The organism is Streptomyces noursei, assembly GCF_016917755.1.
Lineage (GTDB): Bacteria > Actinomycetota > Actinomycetes > Streptomycetales > Streptomycetaceae > Streptomyces > Streptomyces yunnanensis.
Window position 1 is genome coordinate 3,890,407 of sequence record NZ_CP070326.1, and the last position, 21,028, is coordinate 3,911,434.

The window sequence follows — 21,028 nt, forward strand, 5'->3', positions numbered from 1 at the left end:
CATGGCTTACCCGCACATGCCCGCACATGCCCGCGCCGCAGAGACGACACCGACCGAGAAAACATGAACTCGACGTACCTGCTGCCGATCCGTACGGCCGCACTGCTCTTCCCCGCACTGGCCCTGCTGATGTTCGTGCCGACGGCGATCGTCCTCTACCGGCGGCACGGCGTGCTGACCCGCTGGCGAGCACTGTCGCTGTACGGCGGCGTGTACTACGCACTCACCGCCTTCTGCATGACGATCGTGCCCCTGCCCAAACCCTCGGTGGACGTCTGCAAGGCGTATCCGGCCTTCGCCCACCCCCAGCTCACACCGGGCGTCGCCCTCACCGACATCTGGAAGGAGGCGCACCACCACGCCACCCTCGACGCACTGGTACTGCACAACCCCGCCTTCTGGTCGAACACGTTCAACGTGCTCCTGCTGCTGCCGCTCGGGGTCTTCGTACGGATCCACTTCCGGCGCGGCCTCACCGCCGCCACGGCAGCCGGGTTCACCACCTCACTCATCTTCGAACTGACCCAGTACACCGGGCTCTGGGGCCTCTACGCCTGCCCCTACCGCCTCTTCGACGTCGACGACCTCATCGCCAACACAGCGGGCGCCGCCCTCGGCTGGGCCGTCGCCGGACCGCTCGCCCGCGCACTGCCCGAGCTGGACACCCTCGACGACCGGGCTCTCGCCTCCGGCAAGGTCCCCTTCGGCCGCCGCCTCGTCGCACTCATCCTGGATACGACGGGCGTCACCCTACTGAGCTGGCTGATCGGGGCCCTCACGTACCGCGAACTCGGCGAGGGCACACTGCTGTGCGCGCCGCCGTTGGCCTTCGCACTCTGGTTCGTCGTCATCCCATGGCTGACGGGCGCGACACCGGGCAAACACGTACTGCTGCTACGACTGGTCACGCCGGACGGCGGACGGCCGAGCCCCGCCAGGCTCGCACTGCGGGCCCTGGTGCTGAGTCCTCCCCTCGTGCTCGCATGCCTCGCCGCGGGCGCGGTCCTCGCCATCGCCGCAGACCCCTCCCTGCTGATCGAGATCGCCGACGAGGTCGTCCATCGAACCCTCTCGGCAGACCCGGCGTCAGCGTTCGTCCTGCTGCTGCCCCCAGCCGCCTGCCTGACCCTGATCGCCGCATACGTGAAATCCGTCCGCCGCCACCCGCAGGGCCTGGGCCCGCACGAAACCCGCTCCGGCATCCGCAACCACGCCCTCCCCCACACCCGAGCCCGTACCCCGGCCACACCGCCCACACCAGCCACACCGCCCACGCCGCCCAACCCAGCCGATCCACACGTGTCATGGCCGATGGCACCATCCGACGGCCCCCAGACGATCTGGTGGCCATCTCTGCCCCTGCAACCCACCCCAGCCTGTGAGCACGGCGTGACGAGGACGGAATCGCCGGAACCGGCCACCGTCCCACCCGTGAGGGGCACGTGAGCAGACGCTTCCGGCGCACTGTGGGCGGCGTGACGACGCCCGCAGCCGTGCGGAGCCTGCCCCGGCGGCAGCTCCGCACGGACCGGAATCCCGGGTCGGCCGAGTCAGGTCGGGTCGGGTCGCCGCGCCGTCCCCCCGGCCCCGACCGTCCTTCTTCCGCGCAGCCCGCTGGGTAGGTGCCGGCGGTCTTCGCGGCTGCGTGCGACGGTTCGGTTGCGGATCGGGGCGGGTAAGGCCGGAATCTGAGGGATTTTCGCAATCTTCTAGAATGCGGGGTGGAAGATTCTCGGGGGTTCCCGGGACCGTCCCGGCTCTTCAGTCGGCCGCGGGCATGGGCATGGGCGGGGCATCGCAACCGAGAATCCGTGGATCCGGATGTCTTTGGCCCGTGAAAACGGGGAGCACCAATGAGCACTACCGGGCGCAGGTCGTTCTTGCGTGGCAGAGCCTTCTTCCGGGGCAGGTCCTGGTTCGGGGGCAGGTCCTGGTTCCGGGGCGGAGACTGGTTCCGGGGCGGAGCCTTCTTTCGTTTTCGTGGTGAGGGGGTGTGGGGGGATGGGGGTTCCCGCCGGGCCGCGCTCGTTGTCGACGGGGTGGTCATCGCGGCGGCCGCCGCGGAGCTGCTGACTCTCTACGATGCGCTCGACGCCCTCTCGGCGCTCGTGTGCCCGCCGTCGCTGTTCGCGCTGGTGCTGCGCCGCCGCTTCCCGGTGGCCGTGTTGTTCGCCACCTTGCCTTCCATGGCCACCGGCCATCTGTGGCTGGCTCCCATGATCGCCATGTTCACGGTGGCGTCCAGGACCGCCCGCCGTGCCGTCGTCGGCGTCGCGACGGCCGCGCTGTTCGCGGCGACCATGTGGTCCGGGTACGACCTCGACGGCGGGGCGGTGGACTGGAGCCACCATCTGTTCGTGGTCGAGGTGGCTCTCATGTTCAGCGTCGGCCCCGCCGGGCTCGGGCTGCTCTTTCGCACCCGCTCCGAGCTGCGGGCCAGGCTCGCGGACCTGATCGCCTCCCAGGCGCACGGCCGCCGCCTGGAAGCCGAGCGGGCCGTGGCGGAGGAGCGCACCCGTATGGCCCGCGAGATGCACGACAGCGTTTCGTACCACCTAGGCATCATCGCCGCGCAGTCCGGCGCCCTGTGGGCGACCGCCCCCGACGACACCGTCCGGCGGGATGCCGAGTCCATACGCCGTCACAGCGCCGACGCCATGGCGGAGCTGCGGGAGATCGTCGGGGTTCTGCGGCACGGGCCGAGCCGGGCGGACGGGACGGACGCCCGGCTCGGCAACGTGCCGACCCTGGTGGCGGAAGCCCGCTTGGACGCGACGCTCGACTGTGGTGCTCTGGAGACCCACACCCTCGCCCCCTCCGTGGAACGAGCCGCCTACCGAACGGTCCAGGAGGCGCTCACCAACGTCCGCAAGCACGCTCCCGGTGCCCCGGTCGCCGCCTCCGTACGCCCCTCGGCCCGGGGCGACACGCTCGTCGTCGAGGTCCGTAACCAGCCGGCACCCCGGACACCTCCGCCGGTCGCCCCCGTGCTCGACGTGCCCGCGAGCGGCTACGGCCTCGCGGGGTTGAGGGAACGCGTCACTCTCGTCGGCGGCGCGTTCCGGGCGGAGGCCACTGCGGACGGCGGGTTCGTGGTACGTGCCGAGTTGCCGCTCGGGACTGCCGCTCCCGTCGCGTCGGGGCCGGCGTCGGGCCATCAGCCCGCGACCGCCGCCCAGGGCGAGTCGGGGTCCCGCTCGTAGACCGACACGTGCCGCAGGCTGGCGGAGGTGTACGGGGTGCCGCACCAGTCCTCCGTGCGCTCGACGAGCCGCAGCCCGGACAGCTCGGCCAGCAGATCGATCTCGAAGGGGAAGGCGTAGCGCAGTACGTGCTCACGGGTGGCCGGGGCTCCGCCGTCGATGATGGTGTGCGTCGAGAGCATGAGCTGTTGCGAGCGGTCCACGGCGAGCGTGTCCAGCATGACGGCCTGCTCGTCGAGGTGGCGCATCGAGAAGTCCGGCTTCTCCAGGTGGTGGTACGGCGCCGGGTCGAACGCCTCCAGGACGAACCGGCCCTCGGGCGCGAGCTGTTGGCGGACCAGCCGCAAAGTGCCGAGCTGCTGTTCCTTCGTGATCGCGACGAAGAAGGTGTTCAGCAGCAGGGTCACGGTGTCGAAGACACCGCCGGTGCCTTCCTCGGTGAAGTCACCGAACTGGGTGGTCACCGCGGTCTGCGGGTTCTGCCTGTGCAGTTCGTCCAGCATGGCCTCGGAGCCGTCGATGCCGTGCACCCGGAAGCCGCGCCCGGCGAGCGGGACGGCGATCCGGCCGGTGCCGACGCCCAGTTCCAGGATGCGCCCGTCGGGCGGTGTACGGCCGGCGACGAACTCGACCGCCTGGGCGGTGTCGTGGTCGATCGGATACATGCGGTCGTAGACGCTCGCCAGCTTCTGGTCGTAGAGCGCGTTGCCGAGGGCCATGGTGGTTCAACTCCAAACGGCGGGGTGGACGGGCGGGGGGGGGGAAGAGTTCGGAGGCCGGCCCGCCGCCGTTCGGGCGTTCAGCGGGTCTCGGCCAGGGCCGACGGACGCAGGTGGCCTTCCGCGGCGGCGCGGTGTGCCGCCACGGCGGCCTGGACGCGATTGGCCAGCCCCAGTTTCGTCAGGATCGAGCTGACGTGCTCCTTTGCCGTCGACGCGCTCAGCAGCAGCCGGCGCCCGATGTCCGCGTTGGTCAGGCCCTCCCCCAGCAGTTCGAGCACCTGCTGCTCCCGCTCGGTGAGCGTGTCCAGGCGCGGGTCCCGCTCGCCGTGGCGCGGACCGGCGCCGAGGTAGCCGTCGACGACGATGCGTGCTGCGGCCGGGGAGAGCACGGTTCCGCCCGAGGCCAACACCCGGACCGCGTCGGCGAGTTCCTGCGGTGTCGCGTCCTTCAGCAGGAAGCCTGCCGCACCTGAGCGCAGCGCGGCCGCGATGTCCTCGTCCCGCAGGAACGTCGTGAGGACGGCGACCGCGGGCGGGTCCTGGTGGGCCCGGATCCATTCGAGGGCGGTGAGTCCGTCGACCTCCGGCATGCGCAGGTCGAGCAGGACCACGTCGGGCCGGTGGGCCGCCACGGCCTCGCGGACCTCCCGCCCATCGCAGGCGACCGGCACTTCGATGTCCGCTTCGCTCTCCAGAATGCGCTGCATGCACGACCGCAGCAGAATTTCATCGTCGACGATCATCACCCGGATCATCCACGCCCCCCGTCAGAGCAGCCCTAATCGGTCAAACCTCGTTCAAGGTACCAACAGACAAGGGATTCGAGAGCGCGGGGGCCGGAAAGGGAGCGCGATGGACATCGTTTTCGACGTGATATCGCGGAGCGGATCAGACGGGCTCGGAGAGGTGCTCCGTGATGAGCTCCACCAGCTTCGCGTCCCACGTGGAGACGAGCAGTTCGATCTTCTTCGCGGAGCCGTCCTCGGCCGTCACGGTGCAGTCCAGGGCCGTTCCGAAGCGCCCGCCGCCGGTCGCCGCGGCGGCCGGACCGGAAAGCGCCAGCGCTCTTGGGCCGGGCCCGTCCAGGACGACCCCGGACGCGCTCACCACGATTCTCCCGCGATGCATGGCGGGGCCTTGTGCCCGAATTCGGAACCGGCAGCGCAGCGTGATCCTTTCACCGCGCCGAAAGGCGGCAATGCGACGCGCTGAACGTGCCCTGTCAAGACTCTTGCCGCCTATCCAGAACACCGTGTCCATCAGGGAAAACAGGACGAATTCCAGAAGCATGTGATTGCCCCTCAACTCAACTTGGGATGGCTCTCGTTCAAAACCCGGGGCCCTCATCGGCCCGGGGGCACGGCCCGGTCCTGCATCGCCCCCACGATGGCCCGCACGTCGGCCAGCGCGGCGTCGAGCCCTTCGGTCAGCAGGACCCCCGCACAGCTCAGCGCGATCTCCGTGGCCCCCGCCTCACCGTAACCGGTGAGCCGGTCCGCCAGCTCGTCAGGGGTGCCGTAGGCGAAGACCCCGCCCTCGACCAGTGCGCCGGCCCCGGCCCACGGGTCGGCCGCGTCCACGCCGAGGCCCGCCGAGCGGAGCATCGCCGCGTAGTGCTCACCGCCCAGGTGCAGCTCGTGCGCCGCGAACGCGAGCCGGCGCGGGTCCCGGCCGGGTCTGCGCACCGCGCACGGCACGATCGACGTCACCCCGGGGACCGCCCTGTCCCGGGAGGCGGCGCCGCGCGCGAGCGCAGGCACGATCCGGTCCCTGAGGTAGGTGGCCGGCGTCAGCAGGGTGATCGCCACGTCGGCGACCTGGCCCGCCGTGTACGCCATGCGCGGCCGCAGCACGCCGACACCGAGCGAGACGGGAGGGTGGGGGACCTGGGGGAGCCCCTCGTCCACGCGCACATAGCGCCCCTGGAAGTCCACCAACTCGCCGTCCAGGAGCCGTCGCACGACGGTCAGGTACTCGGCGACGGCGGTGCGCGGACTGTCGTACGGTGCGCCGCGCAGCGCCGTCACGAACGCCGGGTCGCCCGTGCTGTAGCCGGCGACGACGTCGGCGCCGGTCAGCAGGGCCAGCGACCTGGCCTGTATCGCCGCGTCCAGCGGGTGGCGCAGAGCCGTCAGGGCCACGCTGGTGCCGACCGGCACGCGGATGCCGCGCCCGGCGAGGTGCGCGAAGGCATGGTGGGTGTCGACCAGCACCGACTGCCCCATGTAGAGCCGCTCCAGGGACAGCTCCCGGACGACTTCGCCGAAGGCGGTGAGGTGGTCCAGGTCGTACGCCATGAGCGGGTACATGAGGGACAGCGGGGGTGTTCGGGTCATGGGTGCTTCCTGTGCGGCGGCGGTCATGCGGAGGCTCCCGGCAGGTAGGCGTCGGCCTGGAGCCGGAAGAGGTGGGCGTACGTCCCGCCGTGTGCGAGCAGTTCCTCGTGGGTGCCCTCTTCGATGAGCGAACCGCCCTCCACGACCAGGATCTTGTCGGCGATGCGGACGGTGGAGAACCGGTGGGAGATCACCAGGGACGTCGCCCGGGAGCAGATCGTGCGCAGCCGGCCGAAGATGTCGGCCTCGGCCTCGGCGTCGATCGCGGCGGTCGGCTCGTCGAGGATCGCGATCGGCGCGTCCCGCAGGAAGGCCCGCGCCAGGGCGATCTTCTGCCACTGGCCGCCGGACAGCTGGTGGCCGCCCTCGAAGTGCCGTCCCAGTGTGGTGTCGTAGGTGTCCGTGAGGCGGTCGATGAACTCGGCGGCGCCGCTGGACCCGGCCGCCGCGCGGAGGCGGGCGTCGTCGTCGAGGTGTTCGAGGCGGCCGAAGCCGATGTTGTGCCGGACGGGCATCTCGTAGCGGATGAAGTCCTGGAAGACGACGCCGATGTTCCGCTGGAGGTCGTCGGTGTCGTACTCCTCCAGGGGCACGCCGTCGACGAGGATGCGGCCGCTGGTCGGCTCGTAGAGGCGGGAGAGCAGTTTGACGATGGTGCTCTTGCCCGCGCCGTTCGCGCCGACGATCGCGCAGCAGGTGTCGGCGGGGATGAAGCAACTGAACCGGTCGAGGGCGGTGGTCGTGGTGCCGGGGTAGCGGAAGGTGACGTCCTGGAACTCGATGCCGTGCGTCAGGCGCCGGGGGAAGGGCCGGGTGCCGCCCGTGATGCGCCCGTCGGGCAGCGTCAGATAGTCGAAGAGGTTCCCCGTGAACAGCGTGTTCTGGTACAGGGTGGCCACGCCGAGAAGCAGCCCGGTGGCCGCCGCGTGCACCGCACCCAGCGCCTGCAGGTACCCGGCGAGCTCGCCGATCCGGCCGTTGTCCGCGGTGGATCTGAGGGCGAAGACCAGCGCGCCCGCCGAGCAGCCCACGCTGACCAGGCCGAGCGCCGCCGACCAGCCGTGCCGGCGGCGTGCCAGCGCCCGGTCGACGCGGAAGAACTCCTGCACGAGCGACCGGTAGCGGCCCACGAGGTGGGGGCCGAGCTGGTACAGCTTCACTTCCTTGTAGGAGGCGTCCGTCGTCGTCAGGTCCTGGTAGTAGAAGGCACGGCGCCGGTCCTGCGCACGGTGGTACTCGATCGCGTAGCCCTGCTTGCTGAACACCACGTGCGCGGCGAGCGCGGGCAACGGCGCCAGCAGGATGGCCAGGGCGATCCAGACGTTCCAGGAGAACAGCACCCAGCTGACCATCACCAGTGATGCCAGCGCGGTGAGCGTGCGCATCATCTCCTCGAACACCTCGAAGGCGGTGCCGCTGCCGCTCTCCCGCAGCGCGCGCTGCAGCCGGTCGTACGCCTCGGGGTCCTCGTAGGCGCTGAGGTCCATGCGGGTGCCCTTGACCATGACCCGCTCACCGATCTTGGCCGTGAACTCCAACTGGAGCAGGGAGTTCAGGTACTGCGAGAACGACGTCAGGACGTGCTCCGCCACCGCGACCGCGACGAGACCGGCCGCGGCCCAGGTGAGCCGGTCCATGGCGTCCGGCACCCGCGCGAGGGCGTCGACGACGGCCTGCACGGCCCCGGCGGTCAGCCAGATTCCGGTGGCCGGCACGGCGGCGGTGAGTACCGTGGCCACGGCGAGCGCGGAGACCCTCAGGGGGCTGAGTCCCCAGAACGTGCGCAGGACGAGCCACCAGTAGCGCAGGTCCCGGGAGAGGCGCCGGTGCTCCTCGGGCACGGCCTGGTCCCTGGCTTCCTGATCAGTCACGGGGCCTCCCCCGCAGGCAGTTCAGGACGTGCCCCCAGACCAGGTAGCAGCGGTCCTCGGCGGGGCGGTCCATGGGCAGCAGCCGGTTCACCTGCATGTGCGCGAGGCTGGCCAGGACGGCGTCCCGGGTGCCCCACAGCGTTCCGGCCGCCTCCGCGTCCGCGACGGCCCGCGAGGCCCGGCGGACGGCGTCGGCCTGGCCGGCGAGAACCGGGGCGAGGCGCTCGTGGTGGGCGCGGCCCCGCAGGTGCGGGCGGCGGTCCCAGGGGGCGAGCAGCTCGCACAGATAGTCGCGGTCCTTCTTGTACTGCTCGCGGGCTCCCTTGTCCTCGGCGGGCCGGGGCATGGCGGCGAGACGCTCGCGGACGTCGAGACCCCACTGGGCGTACAGCGCGTCGACGGCCGCCAGGGTGACCGCTTCGGCGGTGAGTCCGGGCTCCTTGTCCCAGAGGAGACCGAGCAGTTGGACGGAGACGGCGCTGTTCGCCGCGAAGAACTCCTCGATGTGGTCGTACACGGCGGGACCGCCGTACCGGCTCACCTCGGGGTGGTACGTGGCGACCTCCAGACGCTCGGCGATCCCCCGCCGGACGAGGGAGCGCCCCCAGTCCAGGAGCGGTTCCAGGGCGGACGTGCCGCCGGCCGGTGTACGGGTCCTGATGCGCAGATGCGCATCGGGGTCGGCGTACCGGATGTAGAACCACCGGTCGACGTCGGCGCCCGCGTCCCGTATCTCCTGGGCGAGTCCGGCCAGTTCGACCGCGGCGATCTCGTCGTGCAGGTCACGGGCGGCGTACAGCTTGAGGTACGACCACTCGGAGCCGGGCAGATGGCTGGGGTGGGCGGCGGGACGGGCCTTGCGTCGTATCCCCTCCGCCGCGGCCGCGCGGGCCGACGCCGTATCCGGTGGCGGCGCGGCCTCGGTGCCGGCGGGCGCCGCCAGGAGCGGAATGACGACCTCGGCGAGGTGCCCGCGTCCGGCGCTGTCGCGCAGCCAGGTCCTGTCGGGATCCGGCAGCGCCTCCTGGAGCGTGACCCGCTCGTCGGCCGCCCGCAGATCGGTCAACAGCTCGTCCGCGCAGGCCGGGTGGTCGAGGTCCAGGAGCAGCCGGTTGTCGTCGTCGGCCAGGTAGACGTGGCGGGGAACGCCCCAGGTGCGGCGCCACTCCGTCAACTCCGCGGCGGTGCGCGGTACGGGGACAGGAGCGGTGTCCAGCGGGGCCTGCGCGCCGGCCGGGTAGAGGTTCCACTCGGCGGCCCGTACGACGACCCGGCCCCGCACGACGCGCGGCAGGTAAGGGGCTCCCTCGACCGGGCCCCAGGTGAAGCCGGTGGGGATCGCATACCTGGCGCGCGAAACCTCCAGCAGGAACCGGCACACGTTGGGCGCGCCGAGCGGGCTGAGCATGTGGTTCTGGACGACCACCAGTTCGCGCCCGAGCCGTGCCGAGTAGAGCCGCAGGCCGTCGTCGGTCGCGCCGACATGGATGTCGGAGAGGTCGATGATCCGGTCCGGGGCGGCGGAGGGCGCGACGTTGACGGGGATCTCGTAGCCGTGGACGGCGGGCCGGATCGCCACGTTGGCGCCGCGCCCGTTGCCGGGCAGGTACGCCAGCTCGGCGACCACGACGTCGGGCTCCAGGGCTTCCCGGGCACGGGCGTAGGAGCGGAGGCGTTCGGCGGCGGAGGGCCCGAGGAGGTGGAAGAACCGTCCGAAGGTGCGTCCGCCCTCGCCGAGACCGTCGCTGTTGAGCACGGCGCGCCAGTCGCCGTCGTCGATCGCACGGGCACTGGATGCGGCGATCTGGACGTACGCGTCGACGCCGGGGCACCCGCGCCGGGTATCGCCCTCGTCCGCGGGGACGAGCCTGCGCAGCGCCTCGTCGCTCAGCTCGACCTCGTCGGCTCCGCTCCGCCACGCCTGGGAGGCCAGGGCGACCAGGGCCCGCGCGGTCCGCGGGTCTCCTTCGCCGCCGGTCTGGTGCATGACCATGGCGCGGGGTGGATTGAGGTAGCTGTTGGGGGCGTCGAGGCCGCGCTCGGCGCTGAGGAGTTCGAGGACGGGGACGAGCGCGTCGCTTCCGTACCGCTCCATGAACGCCTCGTGATACGGCACGAGGTGGTCGTATCCGCCGGGCGCCGCCCGACCCAGCCGGGCCAGGCAGCCGACGGCCTCGGCGACCTCGTCGGCGACCTGGCGGTTGAGGGCCGTATCGACGAGGCCGAGGGCGGAGTCGACCTGGAAGGGCTGGTGCCGGTATGCGGGGACGAGGGTGCGTTGGGTCAGGCGCAGCCTGTCGAGCGCGCCGGTGTCGTCGTGGACGGCGGTCCGGGTCAGGTCGACGACCTCGCGCAGTCCGGCCACGGCGGGGTGCTCCACCCCGGCGGCGGTGAGCCGGGCCAGGACGTACGCCTCCGGGCAGGGATCGGTGACGGGCGGCCGCAGGTCGGTGACGAGCAGCCCGAGGCCGACCAGTTCGGCGACGAACGCGGAGATCCGCTCGTGCCCGACGGCCGGGAACCGGTCGGTCAGTTCGGCGACCACCTCGGCGTACGGGACGGGCGCGGCGGCCGGGGCGAGGCGCCGGATGTGGCTGAGCGGGCTGGTGTGCCGTACCCGCACCGATCGCCGATCGGCGTTGCCGTGCACATCCGAGGAAGGCAGGACGAGCCGGTCACCCACCCGGTGCGCCATGGCGTTCATGGACACGCTGAGCCGCCCGAGCACCTCCGGCGCGCCCTCCAGGTCCTTCACCAGAGCGAGCAGCCATCCCATGTCGGCCCGCACCCGGGCGGACACGAGGGGGGTCTCGCCGAGCCGGGCGGTGGTGGTCTCGCCGAAGGAGCCGAGTGCGACGCCGGAGAAGGCCCCGAAGGGGGTGGGGCGGGTGCTCATGCGGGTGAGGTAGCGCAGGGCCCGGGAGTGGACGCGCCGCATCTCCTTGCCGCTCGCACGTCCCTGTGCGGCCTCGACCTTGGCCAGCCCGTCGAGCAGTCCGCTGCCGGCGGCGACGAGCCCGTGGCGTACGCGGGGGTCGTCGGCCATGGCGCGCAACCGGGCGCGGGTGCGGGCGGGGTCGCGGTCGGCGAGCGTCTCCCGCCAGACCTCGACCGGCAGGGCAGGCGCCCGCAGGAGAGGGAAGTCGAGGGCTTCGTACCGCGGCATGGGGCGGGTCAGGTCCTTGTCGATTGCGTCGATTGCGTCGATTGCGTTCATCGGAGAAAGAGCACCCGCCACCAACTGGGCCTCCGGCCGGTGGCTACGGCACGGAGGGTGAGGGAGACACCGGCCGCGCCGGTGAGGAGCCCGGGATTGTCGACGACGTGCCCGGTGGTCTCGCGGTCGCGGTACACCAGGGCCCGCTCGGGCTCGGCGGCATCGAGCAGCTCCGCCACGAGCCGGGCGAGTCCACGCGCGGCGCCCTCGCTGCCCCGCGCGGCGAACTCGTGGGCGAGCGCGACGCATCCGGCGAGGCCGTGGCACATGGTGGGCGAGCGCGGCACGTCCCCGGCGGCGATCCGGTCGAGCAGCCCGTCCAGCGCGGCGAACGCCCGGGCTTCCAGGGCCCGGTCGCCGGTCGCGTCGGCGACGGCGAGCAGCCCGGCGGCCACTCCCCCGGTCCCGTGGCACCAGGCGGGCACGGCTTCGTCCCCGTCGTCGGGGTGCGGGGCCACGGGGACGGACCGCGGCCACTGGAGCTGCCGGCCTCCGCGGCTGCCGACCTCCAGCAGCCACGCCACCAGCCGGTCGAGGACGAGGCGTTGCCCGGGCAGCCGGTGACCGTGCCGCCAGGCGGTGGCCAGGGCGGCGGCGATACCCGCTGCGCCGTGGGACATCCCGGTGTCGAGCCGTCCCTCGACGGCCCACCGCTGATCGGCACCGACCCACAACAGGTACCGCAGGCACCGCTGAAGCGCCTGCTCGACGAGCGGGGTCGCGGGGCGGACGTGGCACAGGTGGGCGAGGACGCCCGCGCACCCGTAGACGAGGTCGTAGTGGTGAGCGGCGACGGCACCGGGCCGGCGGGGCAGCTCCATGGCCAGGACCTGCCGGGACAGCTGTTCGTCCAGCGCGGCGAGGCTGGGCAGAAAACGGGGCTCGTCGGCCGCGACCTCGCGCAGCGCGAAGGCGAGGCCGGCCGTGCCGTCGAAGAGCCCCGGGTGCGTGAGGGCATCCTCTTGTGTGGCGGCGAAGGCGGCGCGCACGAAGGAGAAGGCCCGGTCGCGCGACCGCTCCCCTTCCGCGCCGCGCTCCGCGGTACGCGCTGCGTGGAGGTGGAGGAGCGCCAGCCCGGCATGCCCCTCGCTGAGGGAAGCGCCGTTCCAGAAGGACACCTCGCTCTGCCCGGCGGCGCGGGCGGCGTGCGCATCGGCGCCGGCGGGGCTGTCGAGTCGTTCCCGGATCACGCTCGCGACGGCGTTCGCGCGGGCGGCAAGTCCGGTCGGCAGAAGGGGGCTGGGGTGCATGTGTGGGGCTCTACAGGTTCTTCGGAGGGGGTCCTCCGTTTCCTTCCGGAGGACCCCACCGCGGTGATCGGACTCGATCGGCAGCGCGGTCAGCACTTGCCGTTCGTGCGGACGGCGGCGCAGGCGGCCGTCATCTTGATCGTCTGCCGGATGGTCTGCTTGACGGCCCACTTGCTGGCGACGCGCGAGGCGACGCTGGCAACCGGGGACAGCGACGTCTGAGCCGGGTCGGCGGAAACGATCACGCGAGCGTCAAGGTCGAACTCGTCCATGAATGTACAACACCTTTCATTCCGTAAAACCAACCGCCCACCGAGGAAACGAGGAAGGGATTCCAAAGGAGTTTCCGAGGCGGTCAGAGAATGAATGTAATGAGGCCGAGGACGCTCTTGAACCCGCCGACCTTCCTATTCTTCCCCCACCATGTGGCGGGACGGTCCGCCCGGCTGTCCGGTGCCCGACCGTCAGCGCCCCTGCAGGGCGTCCAGCCCAACTGCCATGCAGAGCGCGAGCGTCCGGTCCAACCCCGGATCCTGGATACGGATGACGTACCGGTCCCGGATCCCCCACTTCCGCTCGACCGCCAGGACGGGCCGCCCGTCCCGGACGAAGTCGAAGTGGTAGACGAACGGCACGGGCGGCAAAGTGACGAGCGGCACGACGAGATCGACGACGTCCCACATGCGTCGCGCAAGCGCCACACCGACCCGCCGTTCCTTGCCCACGGCGGCGCCCTCCTCCCCCTGCGTCAGATGCCAAGTGGACCGCAGAAAAGACGCCTTGAAGTCCTTGCGAAAGCTGCCGACGAGATCCCCACCGGGCCCTGTCACGTCGTACGTGGCCCCGAGGTCGATCACCTCCCGCGCCTTGAATCCGCCGATTTCCCGGGAACGGCCCTCATCGGTCCACAAGGTCAGCTGCTCCTGCAACGCGAACCGCTTCTGCTCCGCGAAGGCGAGGACCTCACCACTTTCCGGAAGCGTGAACACGTACCGGTTCACGAGCGGGGCGATCTTCTGCGTCATGAGAATTTCGTCGGGCTGCCACATGCAGGAACCGTAAGCATCGACAGAACGCACACTCGTGCATCTCAAGGCGGAGCAGACCCCCTCCGACCGGAGGGTGGAAAAGGGCCGAGTGGTCACCTCCCTCTCCTGAATTCCCGGGTGAATCCCCCAGCCACTGACCGCCCCGCCGACTCCCGTGGGCATCGCCGAGCCCGAGGGAGCCGGTGGCGCTCAACTGCCGTTCCGGTCCGACCCGGTGTCGTGGTGGACGAGCGAGGGGTAGTCGTCGAGGGAGATGTCGGCGGAGATGTCCTGGCCCTCCTGGAGCATGGCCGTGAGGGCGGCCGGGTCGTTGAGCGCGGAGTTGCGGGCCGCTATCGCCTCCTGGGTGAGGGGCGCCAAAAACGCGCCCGTTCCGCGGCCGCCTTCCTGACAGCGCGAGACATACGGCCGCAGCTTCTGCTCGTACCGGGCGAAGGCTCGGCGGTGGTCGCCGGCCGCGAGGGCCAGTTCGCCGGCGAGGACATAGGCACCGACGATCGCCGAGCCCGTGCCCATCCCGCCGACGGTGGCGCCATAGGCGGCGTCGCCGAGGAGCGCTATCCGCCCCCTCGACCACGTCGGTGCGTCGACGCGGCTTATGGCGTCGAAATAGAGGTCGTCGGCATCCCGGACGGTCCCGACGAGTTCCGTGGTGCGCCAGCCCGCGCCCTCGTACGCCTGGACGAGGGCCTCGCGCTGGGCCTGTGGGTCTCGGCGGTCGTGGCCCAGTCGCTCGGAGGCGAAGACGCAGAATGCCTCGCCCCCGTAGGAGGGGTCGCCGGCGCGGCGGGGCACGCGGCCGACCGTCACCAGTCGGCCGGGCTCGTTGTAACCGACGGCGTGGGCGGCAAGGTCCGGCGCCGCGCCGTGCGGGAGATCCCAGCCGGCGACGTAGTAGCCGAGGTGGCTGACGAAGTCCTCTTCGGGGCCGAAGGCGAGCCGGCGCACCGTGGAGTGCAGGCCGTCGGCCCCGATGACCAGGTCGAAGGTGCGGGGTGGGGCGTGCTCGAAGGTGACATGGACGCCGTCGGCGGTTTCGGTGAGAGAGGTGAGGGAGTCGCCGAAGAGGTATGCGGTGGTGGTGCCGGCGACGGCGGCAGGGGCGGTGGTGTCGTCGTGAGGGGTGGGAGTGGGGCAGCTGTGGTCGTAGAGGACGCGGGAGAGTTCCGAGCGGAGGATCTCCACGTCGCCGCCGGCGAACTCGGGCGGGAGGGCCGCCACATGATTCCCCCGGGCGTCGATGAACGTCATGGAACTACCGCCGGTGCGGCGCCGTCTGATCTCCTCCAGGACGCCCATCTTCTGCAGTACCGCCAGGTGCGCCGCACCGCGGAAGTCGACCGCGAAGCCGCCGCCACGGAGGGCCGGCGCCGACTCGACCACGGTGGGGCGGTAGCCATAGCGGGCGAGCCAATGGGCGAGGGCCGGGCCGGCGATGCTGGCGCCGGAGATGAGGACCGTCCGGGCCCGCGCGACGGGGGTCGGCGTCGGTTCGCGCCTCTCGCACGCCCCGTACGTCCCCCGCGTCTCAAGTGCCTTGTCCGTGTGGTGCGGTGTCGTTGTGCGCGTCATCGGACGCCCCCCTGTGTCTGCGTGCTGTGGCGACACAACAACTGTATCCGCCGGACACAGATCTGTATACCCTCGGACACAGTTTTAGGATGCGGAGGTGGCTGGAGACGAGAAGAGCAGTGCGTTCGGGGATCAGGCGGGCAGCGTCGAGCTGCTGTGGGGCGGGCGCGAACGGCCGAGCCGGGGCCCCAAGCCGGCGCTGAGCCTGGAGCGGATCACACGGACGGCCATCGGCCTCGCCGACACCGGCGGGCTCGGCGCGGTCTCCATGCAACGGGTCGCGGCGGAGCTGGACTTCACGAAGATGTCCCTGTACCGGTACGTGCCCGGCAAGGCGGAGCTGGTCGCCCTGATGATCGACACGGCGATGGGTGAACCGCCGGAGCCGGCGGGCGCCGCGGCCGGCGACTGGCGGGGCGCGCTGCGGGACTGGGCACAGCGGCTCGCGGCGGTCTTCGCCCAGCACCCATGGCTGCTGAGCGCTCTCGTCGGACCGCGGGTCATGGGCCCCAACGAACTCGGCTGGACGGAGCGCGCGCTGGCGGCGCTCGCGGGCACCGGGCTGACCGGCGGCGAGCAGCTGGATGCCGTGCTGGTGGTGAGCGGGCACGTCCGGGCCATCGCGCAGGTGTCGGCGTCGATGGGGGTGGGCGGCGCCCCCGCGAAGGAGCCGGAGGCGGCACTGAGCGCCGCGCTGAACGAGCTGCTCGTCGGGCGGTCCGAGCGGTTCCCCGCGCTGAGCGCCGCGCTGGCGGGCGCCGCCGGGGGCGAAACCCGGGAGCAGGCTTGGGAGTTCGGGCTGGAGCGGATCCTGGACGGGCTGGAGGCGTACGCAGGACGGGGGTGAGAAGCCCGCTCGCCCTGCGTACGCCCCGCGGGGCCCTCGTCGTCGTGCTGCGCGCGGGGCCCTCGCCGTCGCGCTACATCCCCAGTCGCACGTTCTTCCGCGGCTGTTCCTTGGCGCCGGTCAGGAGGCCGTGGAGGGTGGCGAATTCGTCGACGCACTTGGCGGTGCCGTTGACCACGCAGTCCAGGGGGGCGTCGGCGACCACGACCGGGACGCCCATCTCCTCGCGGAGGCGGCGGTCCAGCCCCCGGAGCAGGGCGCCGCCGCCGGTGAGGGCGATGCCGCGCTCGATGATGTCGCCGGAGAGCTCCGGCGGGCAGTCGTCCAGGGTGTTGTGGACGGCGCGGACGATGGCCTCGACGGGTTCGGCGAGGGCGGCGCGGATCTCTTCGGCGGTGATCTCCTGGAGGCGCGGGAGGCCGCTGAGGTGGTCCCTCCCGCGGACGGTGTAGGAGTGGGGGGAGGGGCGCGCCGCCCTGTCCGCGAGCGACTCGGCGTCGGTCTCGGCGTCGGACGCGGGCTCGGATACGGAGTCGGACGCGGCGCCCACGGCCAGGCGGGTGGGGAGCGGGCGGTCGTCGTCCGGGGTCCAGACCGCCGAGCCGATAGCGATCTTGATGTCCTCGGCGGTGCGCTCGCCGATGGCCAGGCCGTGCTCCTTCTTGATGTACGTGGAGATGGCGGCGTCCATCGCGTCGCCGGCGACCCGCACGGACTGGGCGGTGACCAGGCCGCCCATGGAGACCACGGCGACCTCGGTGGTGCCGCCGCCGATGTCGACGACCATGCAGCCGACCGGTTCGGCCACCGGGAGGCCCGCGCCGATCGCGGCGGCCATCGGCTCCTCGATCAGGTGCACCTCGCGGGCGCCGGCGCCCCGTGCGGAGTCGATGACGGCGCGCCGTTCGACCCCGGTGATGCCGGAGGGGACGCAGATGACGACCCGGGGGCGGGAGAAGCGGCGGCTGGGCAGGGCCTTCTTCATCAGGGCGCGCAGCATCTGCTCGGCCGCGTCGAAGTCGGCGATGACGCCCTCCCGGAGGGGGCGCATCGCGGTGATCCCGGAGGGCGTGCGGCCGATGGTGCGCTTGGCCTCCGACCCGACGGCGACGACGTCGCCGGCGGCGTTGACGGCGACCACGGAGGGCTCGTTCAGCACCACGCCTTTGCCGCGCGCGTAGACGAGGGTGTTGGCGGTGCCGAGGTCGATGCCTATGTCGTACGTACCGGACGAAGTGCTGGACGCCATGGGGAGTTCGCTTGCTCTCTCTCGGGAGGACATTGCGCCGCAGAGAGCGTCATTGACGTGCCAATGACGCTAATTGCGGGCAATTATCTAGACTACTGGGGGTGCGGAATAGTTCCTGCGGGGGCGGATGCGCCCGGGTGCAGAAGCGGTCGGGGGCGGGTCGTCAGGGGTCGGGGGGCAGTGCCTCGGCGAGGTCGTCGAGGGCGTCCAGGAGCAACTCGGTGGCGCGGACGGCGACGCCCTCGTGCTCGCCCTCGGCGCTCCACCGCTCCCAGGCGGCGTGCGGCTCGCCCCAGTCCATCGCCTCGCCGTCGCGGACGGCCCGGGCGGCGCGGTCCAGGGCGGGGCGGAGGGCGGCGGCGAACGCGGCGGCGCCGGGCGAGGGCCGGGCGTCCCGGTCGGGCGGGTGCGCCTCCAGGATCATCGTGACCCGGCCCATGGTGGCGAGCGCGGTGCTGGCGGCGTGCGCCCCGCCGAGCGGGAGGCCGCGGTGCCGGACCGGCTCCTTCTCGGCGCGGGCCTCGGTCGCCTCCCACGCGGCGCGGGCCGCGCGGGCGTCCAGCAGGGCCTCGCGGACCTGCCGGGGCCGGCGCTCGGCGGGCCGGGCGTAGCCGTCGACGACGGCGAGCGCGTAACGGCCGTTGGTGGTCAGCCAGTCGGCGAGGCGGTCGCGGAGCCGGGGCGTCTCCCAGGCGGGGAACAGCGCGTAGGACAGCATCGCGAGGACCCCGCCGACGAGGGTGAGCACGAGGCGTTCCTGGACGGTCTGTTCCCAGCCGGCGCCGACGATGCCGAGCAGGAAGACGACATAGGCCGCGATGCAGGCCGAGGTGACGGAGAAGCCGGTGCGCATCAGCAGGTACATCAGGAAGACGCAGAGCAGGGCGAGGGCGGCGCTGACGTAGGCGCCGGGGTGGGCCAGTGCCATCAGGGCGCCGGCCAGGGTCACGCCGACGACGGTGCCGGCGAAGCGGGCGACGCCGCGGGAGTAGGTCTGGGCGAAGTCGGGGCGCATCACCATGACGGAGGCGAGCGGGGCCCAGTAGCCGTGGCCGAAGTGGAGGGCGGCGCCGAGCAGGTAGCCGGCGGCGGCGACCGCGGCGACGCGGAGCGCGTGCCGCAGGACGTGCGAGGACCAGCGGGCCTCGCGGCGCAGGGCGCGCAGGGCGACCGGGACGAGCCGGGGGACGCTGGGGCGCAGCAGGTGGCCGCGTTCGGCTTCGGTGGTGGGGCGGGTGGCCTCGACGGGCTCGTCGGTGAGTTCGACGGCGTCGGCGAGGAGGGAGATCAGGCGGTAGGCGGTGCGCCGGGCGGGCCCGCGGAGCATCGGGCCGCTGGCCGGTACTTCGAGGGCGGCCACCGCCTCCGGTGGCAGCCGGACCGGGCTGGCGTGCCGTACGGCGTACGCGACGGCGTCCAGGACGGTGGCGGCGGCGCCCAGGAGTTCACGGGCGCGGTCGCGTTCGGGCCCCTCCAGGGGGGCGCCGACGACCGGGTCTGCCAGTGAGGCGAGGACCGGGCGGACACGCTCGGCGAGGCCGCGCGGGCCGTGCAGTTGTACGGGGCGGCGGCGGGCCTGGCGGGGTGTCACGGTGGCGGCGGCCCGGGCGTCCATCAGGGGCGCGGGGTCGAACGGGGCGACCGGGTCGTGCCGCAGCCGGCGGGCGTAGTCGGCCTCGGCGGCCAGGGCGTCGGCGAGGGTGTCGCGCTGGATGCCCCAGGGGCGCACCGGGAAGAGGACGATGAGGGCGGCCTGGACGAGGCCGCCGCAGGCGATCAGCGCGGCGTGTTCGAGGGCGCCCAGGACGGACGTCGGGAGGGTGACGGTGATCAGCATGATCGCCACGGTCTGGGTGCCGACGAGGCCGGAGACCGGCCCGATCGCCCAGGCCATGCCCGCCAGGAACGTCCAGCCGGTGAGCAGCAGGACGAACCAGACGACGTGGGCGGCGGCCAGGTAGCCGAGGAAGGTGGAGATCGCCAGCGCGCCGGCGACGGCCAGCGCCAGCACCGGGCGGGGCCGCATGCTGCGCTGGAAGGTGACGATGCCGGCGGAGAAGGCACCGAAGGCGGAGGAGACCGCGAGGGCGGGGTTGCCGCGCCACAGGCACAGGCCGAGGACGATGGCCACGCCGACCGTGCCGCGGATCGCGATCAGCGGGGTGAGCTTGGCCCGTTCGATGGTCAGCCCGGAGCGGGTGGCTTCCTTCAGCGCACGCGACCAGGTCATAGCGAGAGAATACGGGCCGGGAGCAGGGGCGGCCGGGTGCCGGGCTGGGGGTGCCCCCGGCGGCGGCTGGGGGACGGTGCGGAAGGGCGACCCGGATGCCTTCGCGGCGGGTTCCCGAGGGGCCGCTGCGGACCCTCGCAGGGGCGTGCGGCGGGGTGCCGGAGGCGGCGGCCGGCGCCGGGGCGCGGACGCACGCCCGGTGTGCCGGAAGGGGGCGCGCGGGGGGCCATCGGGCGCCCGCGTTGCGCCTCCACCGGGAAAATCACGGTAAACCAGATCTCCGTTGCGCGTAAACACCACAGGTCAGAGCCGGTCGGCCAGTTTCGTTCCCGAGGGTGCGAGCAAGCAGACACCCCAGGAGGGAAACCTGTCCCGGCCCCGCCCCCTCTTGTTGGCCGGTCGGGACAACTCCCGGCCCGTTCGCCAAGGAGAAGGTCCCGTGCGCAAATCCCTTTTCAAACCGGTGATCGCCTTGATCGCCCTGACCGTACTCGGCACCACGGCCGGCTGTGGGACGAGCGACGACTCCCAGGGCGCGCCCGTACGGTTCAGCGGTCCGCGGTCGGGTGCCGCCATGCAGACCGCGCCGGCCGGCAAGAACTCGCTGGTGCAGATGCCCACCCATCCGATCAACTTCCAGGAGACCAGCAAGGTCGGCGGGGCCGGTGGGAACACCCCGATAGCCGTGACCACCTACCACGGGAAGAAGTCCGGCTTCACGGGGAAGGTGTGGGTCTGGGCGCCGCCGGAGTACTACGAGAAGAAGAACGCGAACAAGGGCTTCCCGGTCATGGAGGCGCTGCCCGGCGCCTACGGCTACCCGGTCAACTACTGGATCGGCTCCGACCTCAAGCTGGAGGAGAGCCTCGCCACCTGGTCGAAGGAGGGCAAGAGCCTGCCCTTCATCGTGGTGATGCCGGTGCTCAACCCCAACGACAAGCAGTACTACGACGGCAGCGACATCCCCGGTCAGCCGAAGATCGGGACGTGGCTGAGCAAGGACGTCCCCGACCTCGTCCGGGAGAACTTCCGCACCCTGAAGACCCGCAACGCCTGGTGCATCATGGGCTCCTCGTCGGGCGGCTTCTCGGCGCTGAAGAACGTGCTGCAGAACCCGAACGACTTCAAGGTGGCGATCCCCAACGGGCCGGACATCGTCCCGGACTCGCCGCTGTGGCGGGGCCACCTCAAGGAGATGCGTGAGAACAACCCCGAGGTGCTGGCACGCCAGCTGAACGCCCACGGCGGACCCGACGTCTATCTGGCCTTCCAGGACGGCTCCAAGGAGTACACCGTGCTGCCGAAGGTGCGGAAGTTCCTCGCGCAGTACGGGCACGGGCACGTGAAGACGCGGCTGCAGATCGTGCCGAACGGCACGCACAGCGGCCAGACCTACGTCACGGGTCTGGGCATGGGCACGATGCAGTGGGTCAGCGCCCACATGCAGGGGCCGACCGGCTGAGGACGGGCCGACCGGCGGGC

At 72.0% G+C, this 21,028-nt stretch carries 16 protein-coding genes; 4 read left to right on the forward strand and 12 right to left on the reverse strand.

Features of this window, described 5'->3' with window-relative positions; translation table 11 throughout:
* The first annotated feature begins 63 nt into the window (after positions 1–63).
* Positions 64–1,446, forward strand: a complete 1,383-nt coding sequence (locus JNO44_RS17130) for a VanZ family protein (protein WP_205365067.1) — start codon at positions 64–66, stop codon at positions 1,444–1,446.
* A gap of 545 nt (positions 1,447–1,991) precedes the next feature.
* A complete protein-coding gene (locus JNO44_RS17135) occupies positions 1,992–3,203 on the forward strand; it encodes a sensor histidine kinase (protein WP_205365068.1) in 1,212 nt (403 codons plus the stop codon).
* Here the strand turns inward: JNO44_RS17135 and JNO44_RS17140 are convergent.
* The 10 genes from JNO44_RS17140 to JNO44_RS17185 form a co-directional block, all read right to left on the reverse strand.
* Complete coding sequence (locus JNO44_RS17140) at positions 3,158–3,922, reverse strand: class I SAM-dependent methyltransferase (protein WP_205365069.1); 765 nt, start codon at positions 3,920–3,922, stop codon at positions 3,158–3,160. The two genes, JNO44_RS17135 and JNO44_RS17140, sit on opposite strands and share 46 nt — an antisense overlap.
* 80 nt (positions 3,923–4,002) lie before the next feature.
* Positions 4,003–4,680, reverse strand: coding sequence for a response regulator (locus JNO44_RS17145; RefSeq protein WP_205365071.1), 678 nt, complete (start codon positions 4,678–4,680; stop codon positions 4,003–4,005).
* A 133-nt stretch (positions 4,681–4,813) separates the two neighbouring features.
* Positions 4,814–5,215, reverse strand: a complete 402-nt coding sequence (locus JNO44_RS17150) for a hypothetical protein (protein ID WP_159030889.1) — start codon at positions 5,213–5,215, stop codon at positions 4,814–4,816.
* A 53-nt stretch (positions 5,216–5,268) separates the two neighbouring features.
* Positions 5,269–6,261, reverse strand: a complete 993-nt coding sequence (locus tag JNO44_RS17155; protein ID WP_205365073.1) for an LLM class flavin-dependent oxidoreductase — start codon at positions 6,259–6,261, stop codon at positions 5,269–5,271.
* A gap of 23 nt (positions 6,262–6,284) precedes the next feature.
* Positions 6,285–8,132, reverse strand: a complete 1,848-nt coding sequence (locus JNO44_RS17160; protein ID WP_205365075.1) for an ABC transporter ATP-binding protein — start codon at positions 8,130–8,132, stop codon at positions 6,285–6,287.
* The gene (locus tag JNO44_RS17165; protein ID WP_240167568.1) at positions 8,125–11,349 is read right to left on the reverse strand and encodes a lantibiotic dehydratase; all 3,225 of its coding nucleotides are present in this window, start codon (positions 11,347–11,349) and stop codon (positions 8,125–8,127) included. The genes JNO44_RS17160 and JNO44_RS17165 overlap by 8 nt, the downstream gene beginning before the upstream one ends.
* On the reverse strand, positions 11,346–12,599 hold the full coding sequence (locus JNO44_RS17170; protein ID WP_205365077.1) for a lanthionine synthetase LanC family protein: 1,254 nt from the start codon (positions 12,597–12,599) through the stop codon (positions 11,346–11,348). The genes JNO44_RS17165 and JNO44_RS17170 overlap by 4 nt, the downstream gene beginning before the upstream one ends.
* Before the next feature lie 89 nt (positions 12,600–12,688).
* Complete coding sequence (locus JNO44_RS17175) at positions 12,689–12,871, reverse strand: hypothetical protein (protein WP_073442311.1); 183 nt, start codon at positions 12,869–12,871, stop codon at positions 12,689–12,691.
* Positions 12,872–13,063: 192 nt separating this feature from the next.
* The gene (locus JNO44_RS17180) at positions 13,064–13,648 is read right to left on the reverse strand and encodes an LURP-one-related family protein (protein WP_205365079.1); all 585 of its coding nucleotides are present in this window, start codon (positions 13,646–13,648) and stop codon (positions 13,064–13,066) included.
* Between the two features lie 189 nt (positions 13,649–13,837).
* The gene (locus tag JNO44_RS17185; RefSeq protein WP_205365081.1) at positions 13,838–15,220 is read right to left on the reverse strand and encodes an FAD-dependent monooxygenase; all 1,383 of its coding nucleotides are present in this window, start codon (positions 15,218–15,220) and stop codon (positions 13,838–13,840) included.
* A gap of 97 nt (positions 15,221–15,317) precedes the next feature.
* On the opposite strand from JNO44_RS17185, the gene JNO44_RS17190 reads away from it, so the two are divergent.
* The gene (locus tag JNO44_RS17190; protein ID WP_205365083.1) at positions 15,318–16,067 is read left to right on the forward strand and encodes a TetR/AcrR family transcriptional regulator; all 750 of its coding nucleotides are present in this window, start codon (positions 15,318–15,320) and stop codon (positions 16,065–16,067) included.
* A 73-nt stretch (positions 16,068–16,140) separates the two neighbouring features.
* Here JNO44_RS17190 and mreB read toward each other — a convergent pair whose 3' ends face one another.
* Together mreB and JNO44_RS17200 are read right to left on the reverse strand one after the other, a co-directional pair.
* Positions 16,141–17,316, reverse strand: a complete 1,176-nt coding sequence (mreB, locus tag JNO44_RS17195) for a rod shape-determining protein (RefSeq protein ID WP_205365085.1) — start codon at positions 17,314–17,316, stop codon at positions 16,141–16,143.
* 163 nt (positions 17,317–17,479) lie between these two features.
* Positions 17,480–19,546 carry an FUSC family protein gene (locus tag JNO44_RS17200; protein ID WP_205365088.1) on the reverse strand — a complete coding sequence of 689 codons (2,067 nt, stop codon included), beginning with the start codon at positions 19,544–19,546 and terminating at the stop codon, positions 17,480–17,482.
* Between the two features lie 439 nt (positions 19,547–19,985).
* Between JNO44_RS17200 and JNO44_RS17205 the strand changes: the two genes are divergently transcribed.
* Positions 19,986–21,008, forward strand: a complete 1,023-nt coding sequence (locus tag JNO44_RS17205; RefSeq protein WP_205365089.1) for an alpha/beta hydrolase — start codon at positions 19,986–19,988, stop codon at positions 21,006–21,008.
* The last annotated feature ends 20 nt before the right edge of the window (positions 21,009–21,028 follow it).

What these genes read in the sequence shown, in the direction of transcription:
- JNO44_RS17130 (WP_205365067.1), top strand. Translation starts at nt 64, where the DNA reads ATGAACTCGACGTACCTGCTGCCGATCCGTACGGCCGCACTGCTCTTC.
- JNO44_RS17140 (WP_205365069.1), bottom strand. Translation starts at nt 3,922, where the DNA reads ATGGCCCTCGGCAACGCGCTCTACGACCAGAAGCTGGCGAGCGTCTAC.
- JNO44_RS17145 (WP_205365071.1), bottom strand. Translation starts at nt 4,680, where the DNA reads ATGATCCGGGTGATGATCGTCGACGATGAAATTCTGCTGCGGTCGTGC.
- JNO44_RS17150 (WP_159030889.1), bottom strand. Translation starts at nt 5,215, where the DNA reads ATGCTTCTGGAATTCGTCCTGTTTTCCCTGATGGACACGGTGTTCTGG.
- JNO44_RS17155 (WP_205365073.1), bottom strand. Translation starts at nt 6,261, where the DNA reads ATGACCCGAACACCCCCGCTGTCCCTCATGTACCCGCTCATGGCGTAC.
- JNO44_RS17165 (WP_240167568.1), bottom strand. Translation starts at nt 11,349, where the DNA reads ATGAACGCAATCGACGCAATCGACGCAATCGACAAGGACCTGACCCGC.
- JNO44_RS17170 (WP_205365077.1), bottom strand. Translation starts at nt 12,599, where the DNA reads ATGCACCCCAGCCCCCTTCTGCCGACCGGACTTGCCGCCCGCGCGAAC.
- JNO44_RS17175 (WP_073442311.1), bottom strand. Translation starts at nt 12,871, where the DNA reads ATGGACGAGTTCGACCTTGACGCTCGCGTGATCGTTTCCGCCGACCCG.
- JNO44_RS17180 (WP_205365079.1), bottom strand. Translation starts at nt 13,648, where the DNA reads ATGTGGCAGCCCGACGAAATTCTCATGACGCAGAAGATCGCCCCGCTC.
- JNO44_RS17185 (WP_205365081.1), bottom strand. Translation starts at nt 15,220, where the DNA reads ATGACGCGCACAACGACACCGCACCACACGGACAAGGCACTTGAGACG.
- mreB (WP_205365085.1), bottom strand. Translation starts at nt 17,316, where the DNA reads ATGGCGTCCAGCACTTCGTCCGGTACGTACGACATAGGCATCGACCTC.
- JNO44_RS17200 (WP_205365088.1), bottom strand. Translation starts at nt 19,546, where the DNA reads ATGACCTGGTCGCGTGCGCTGAAGGAAGCCACCCGCTCCGGGCTGACC.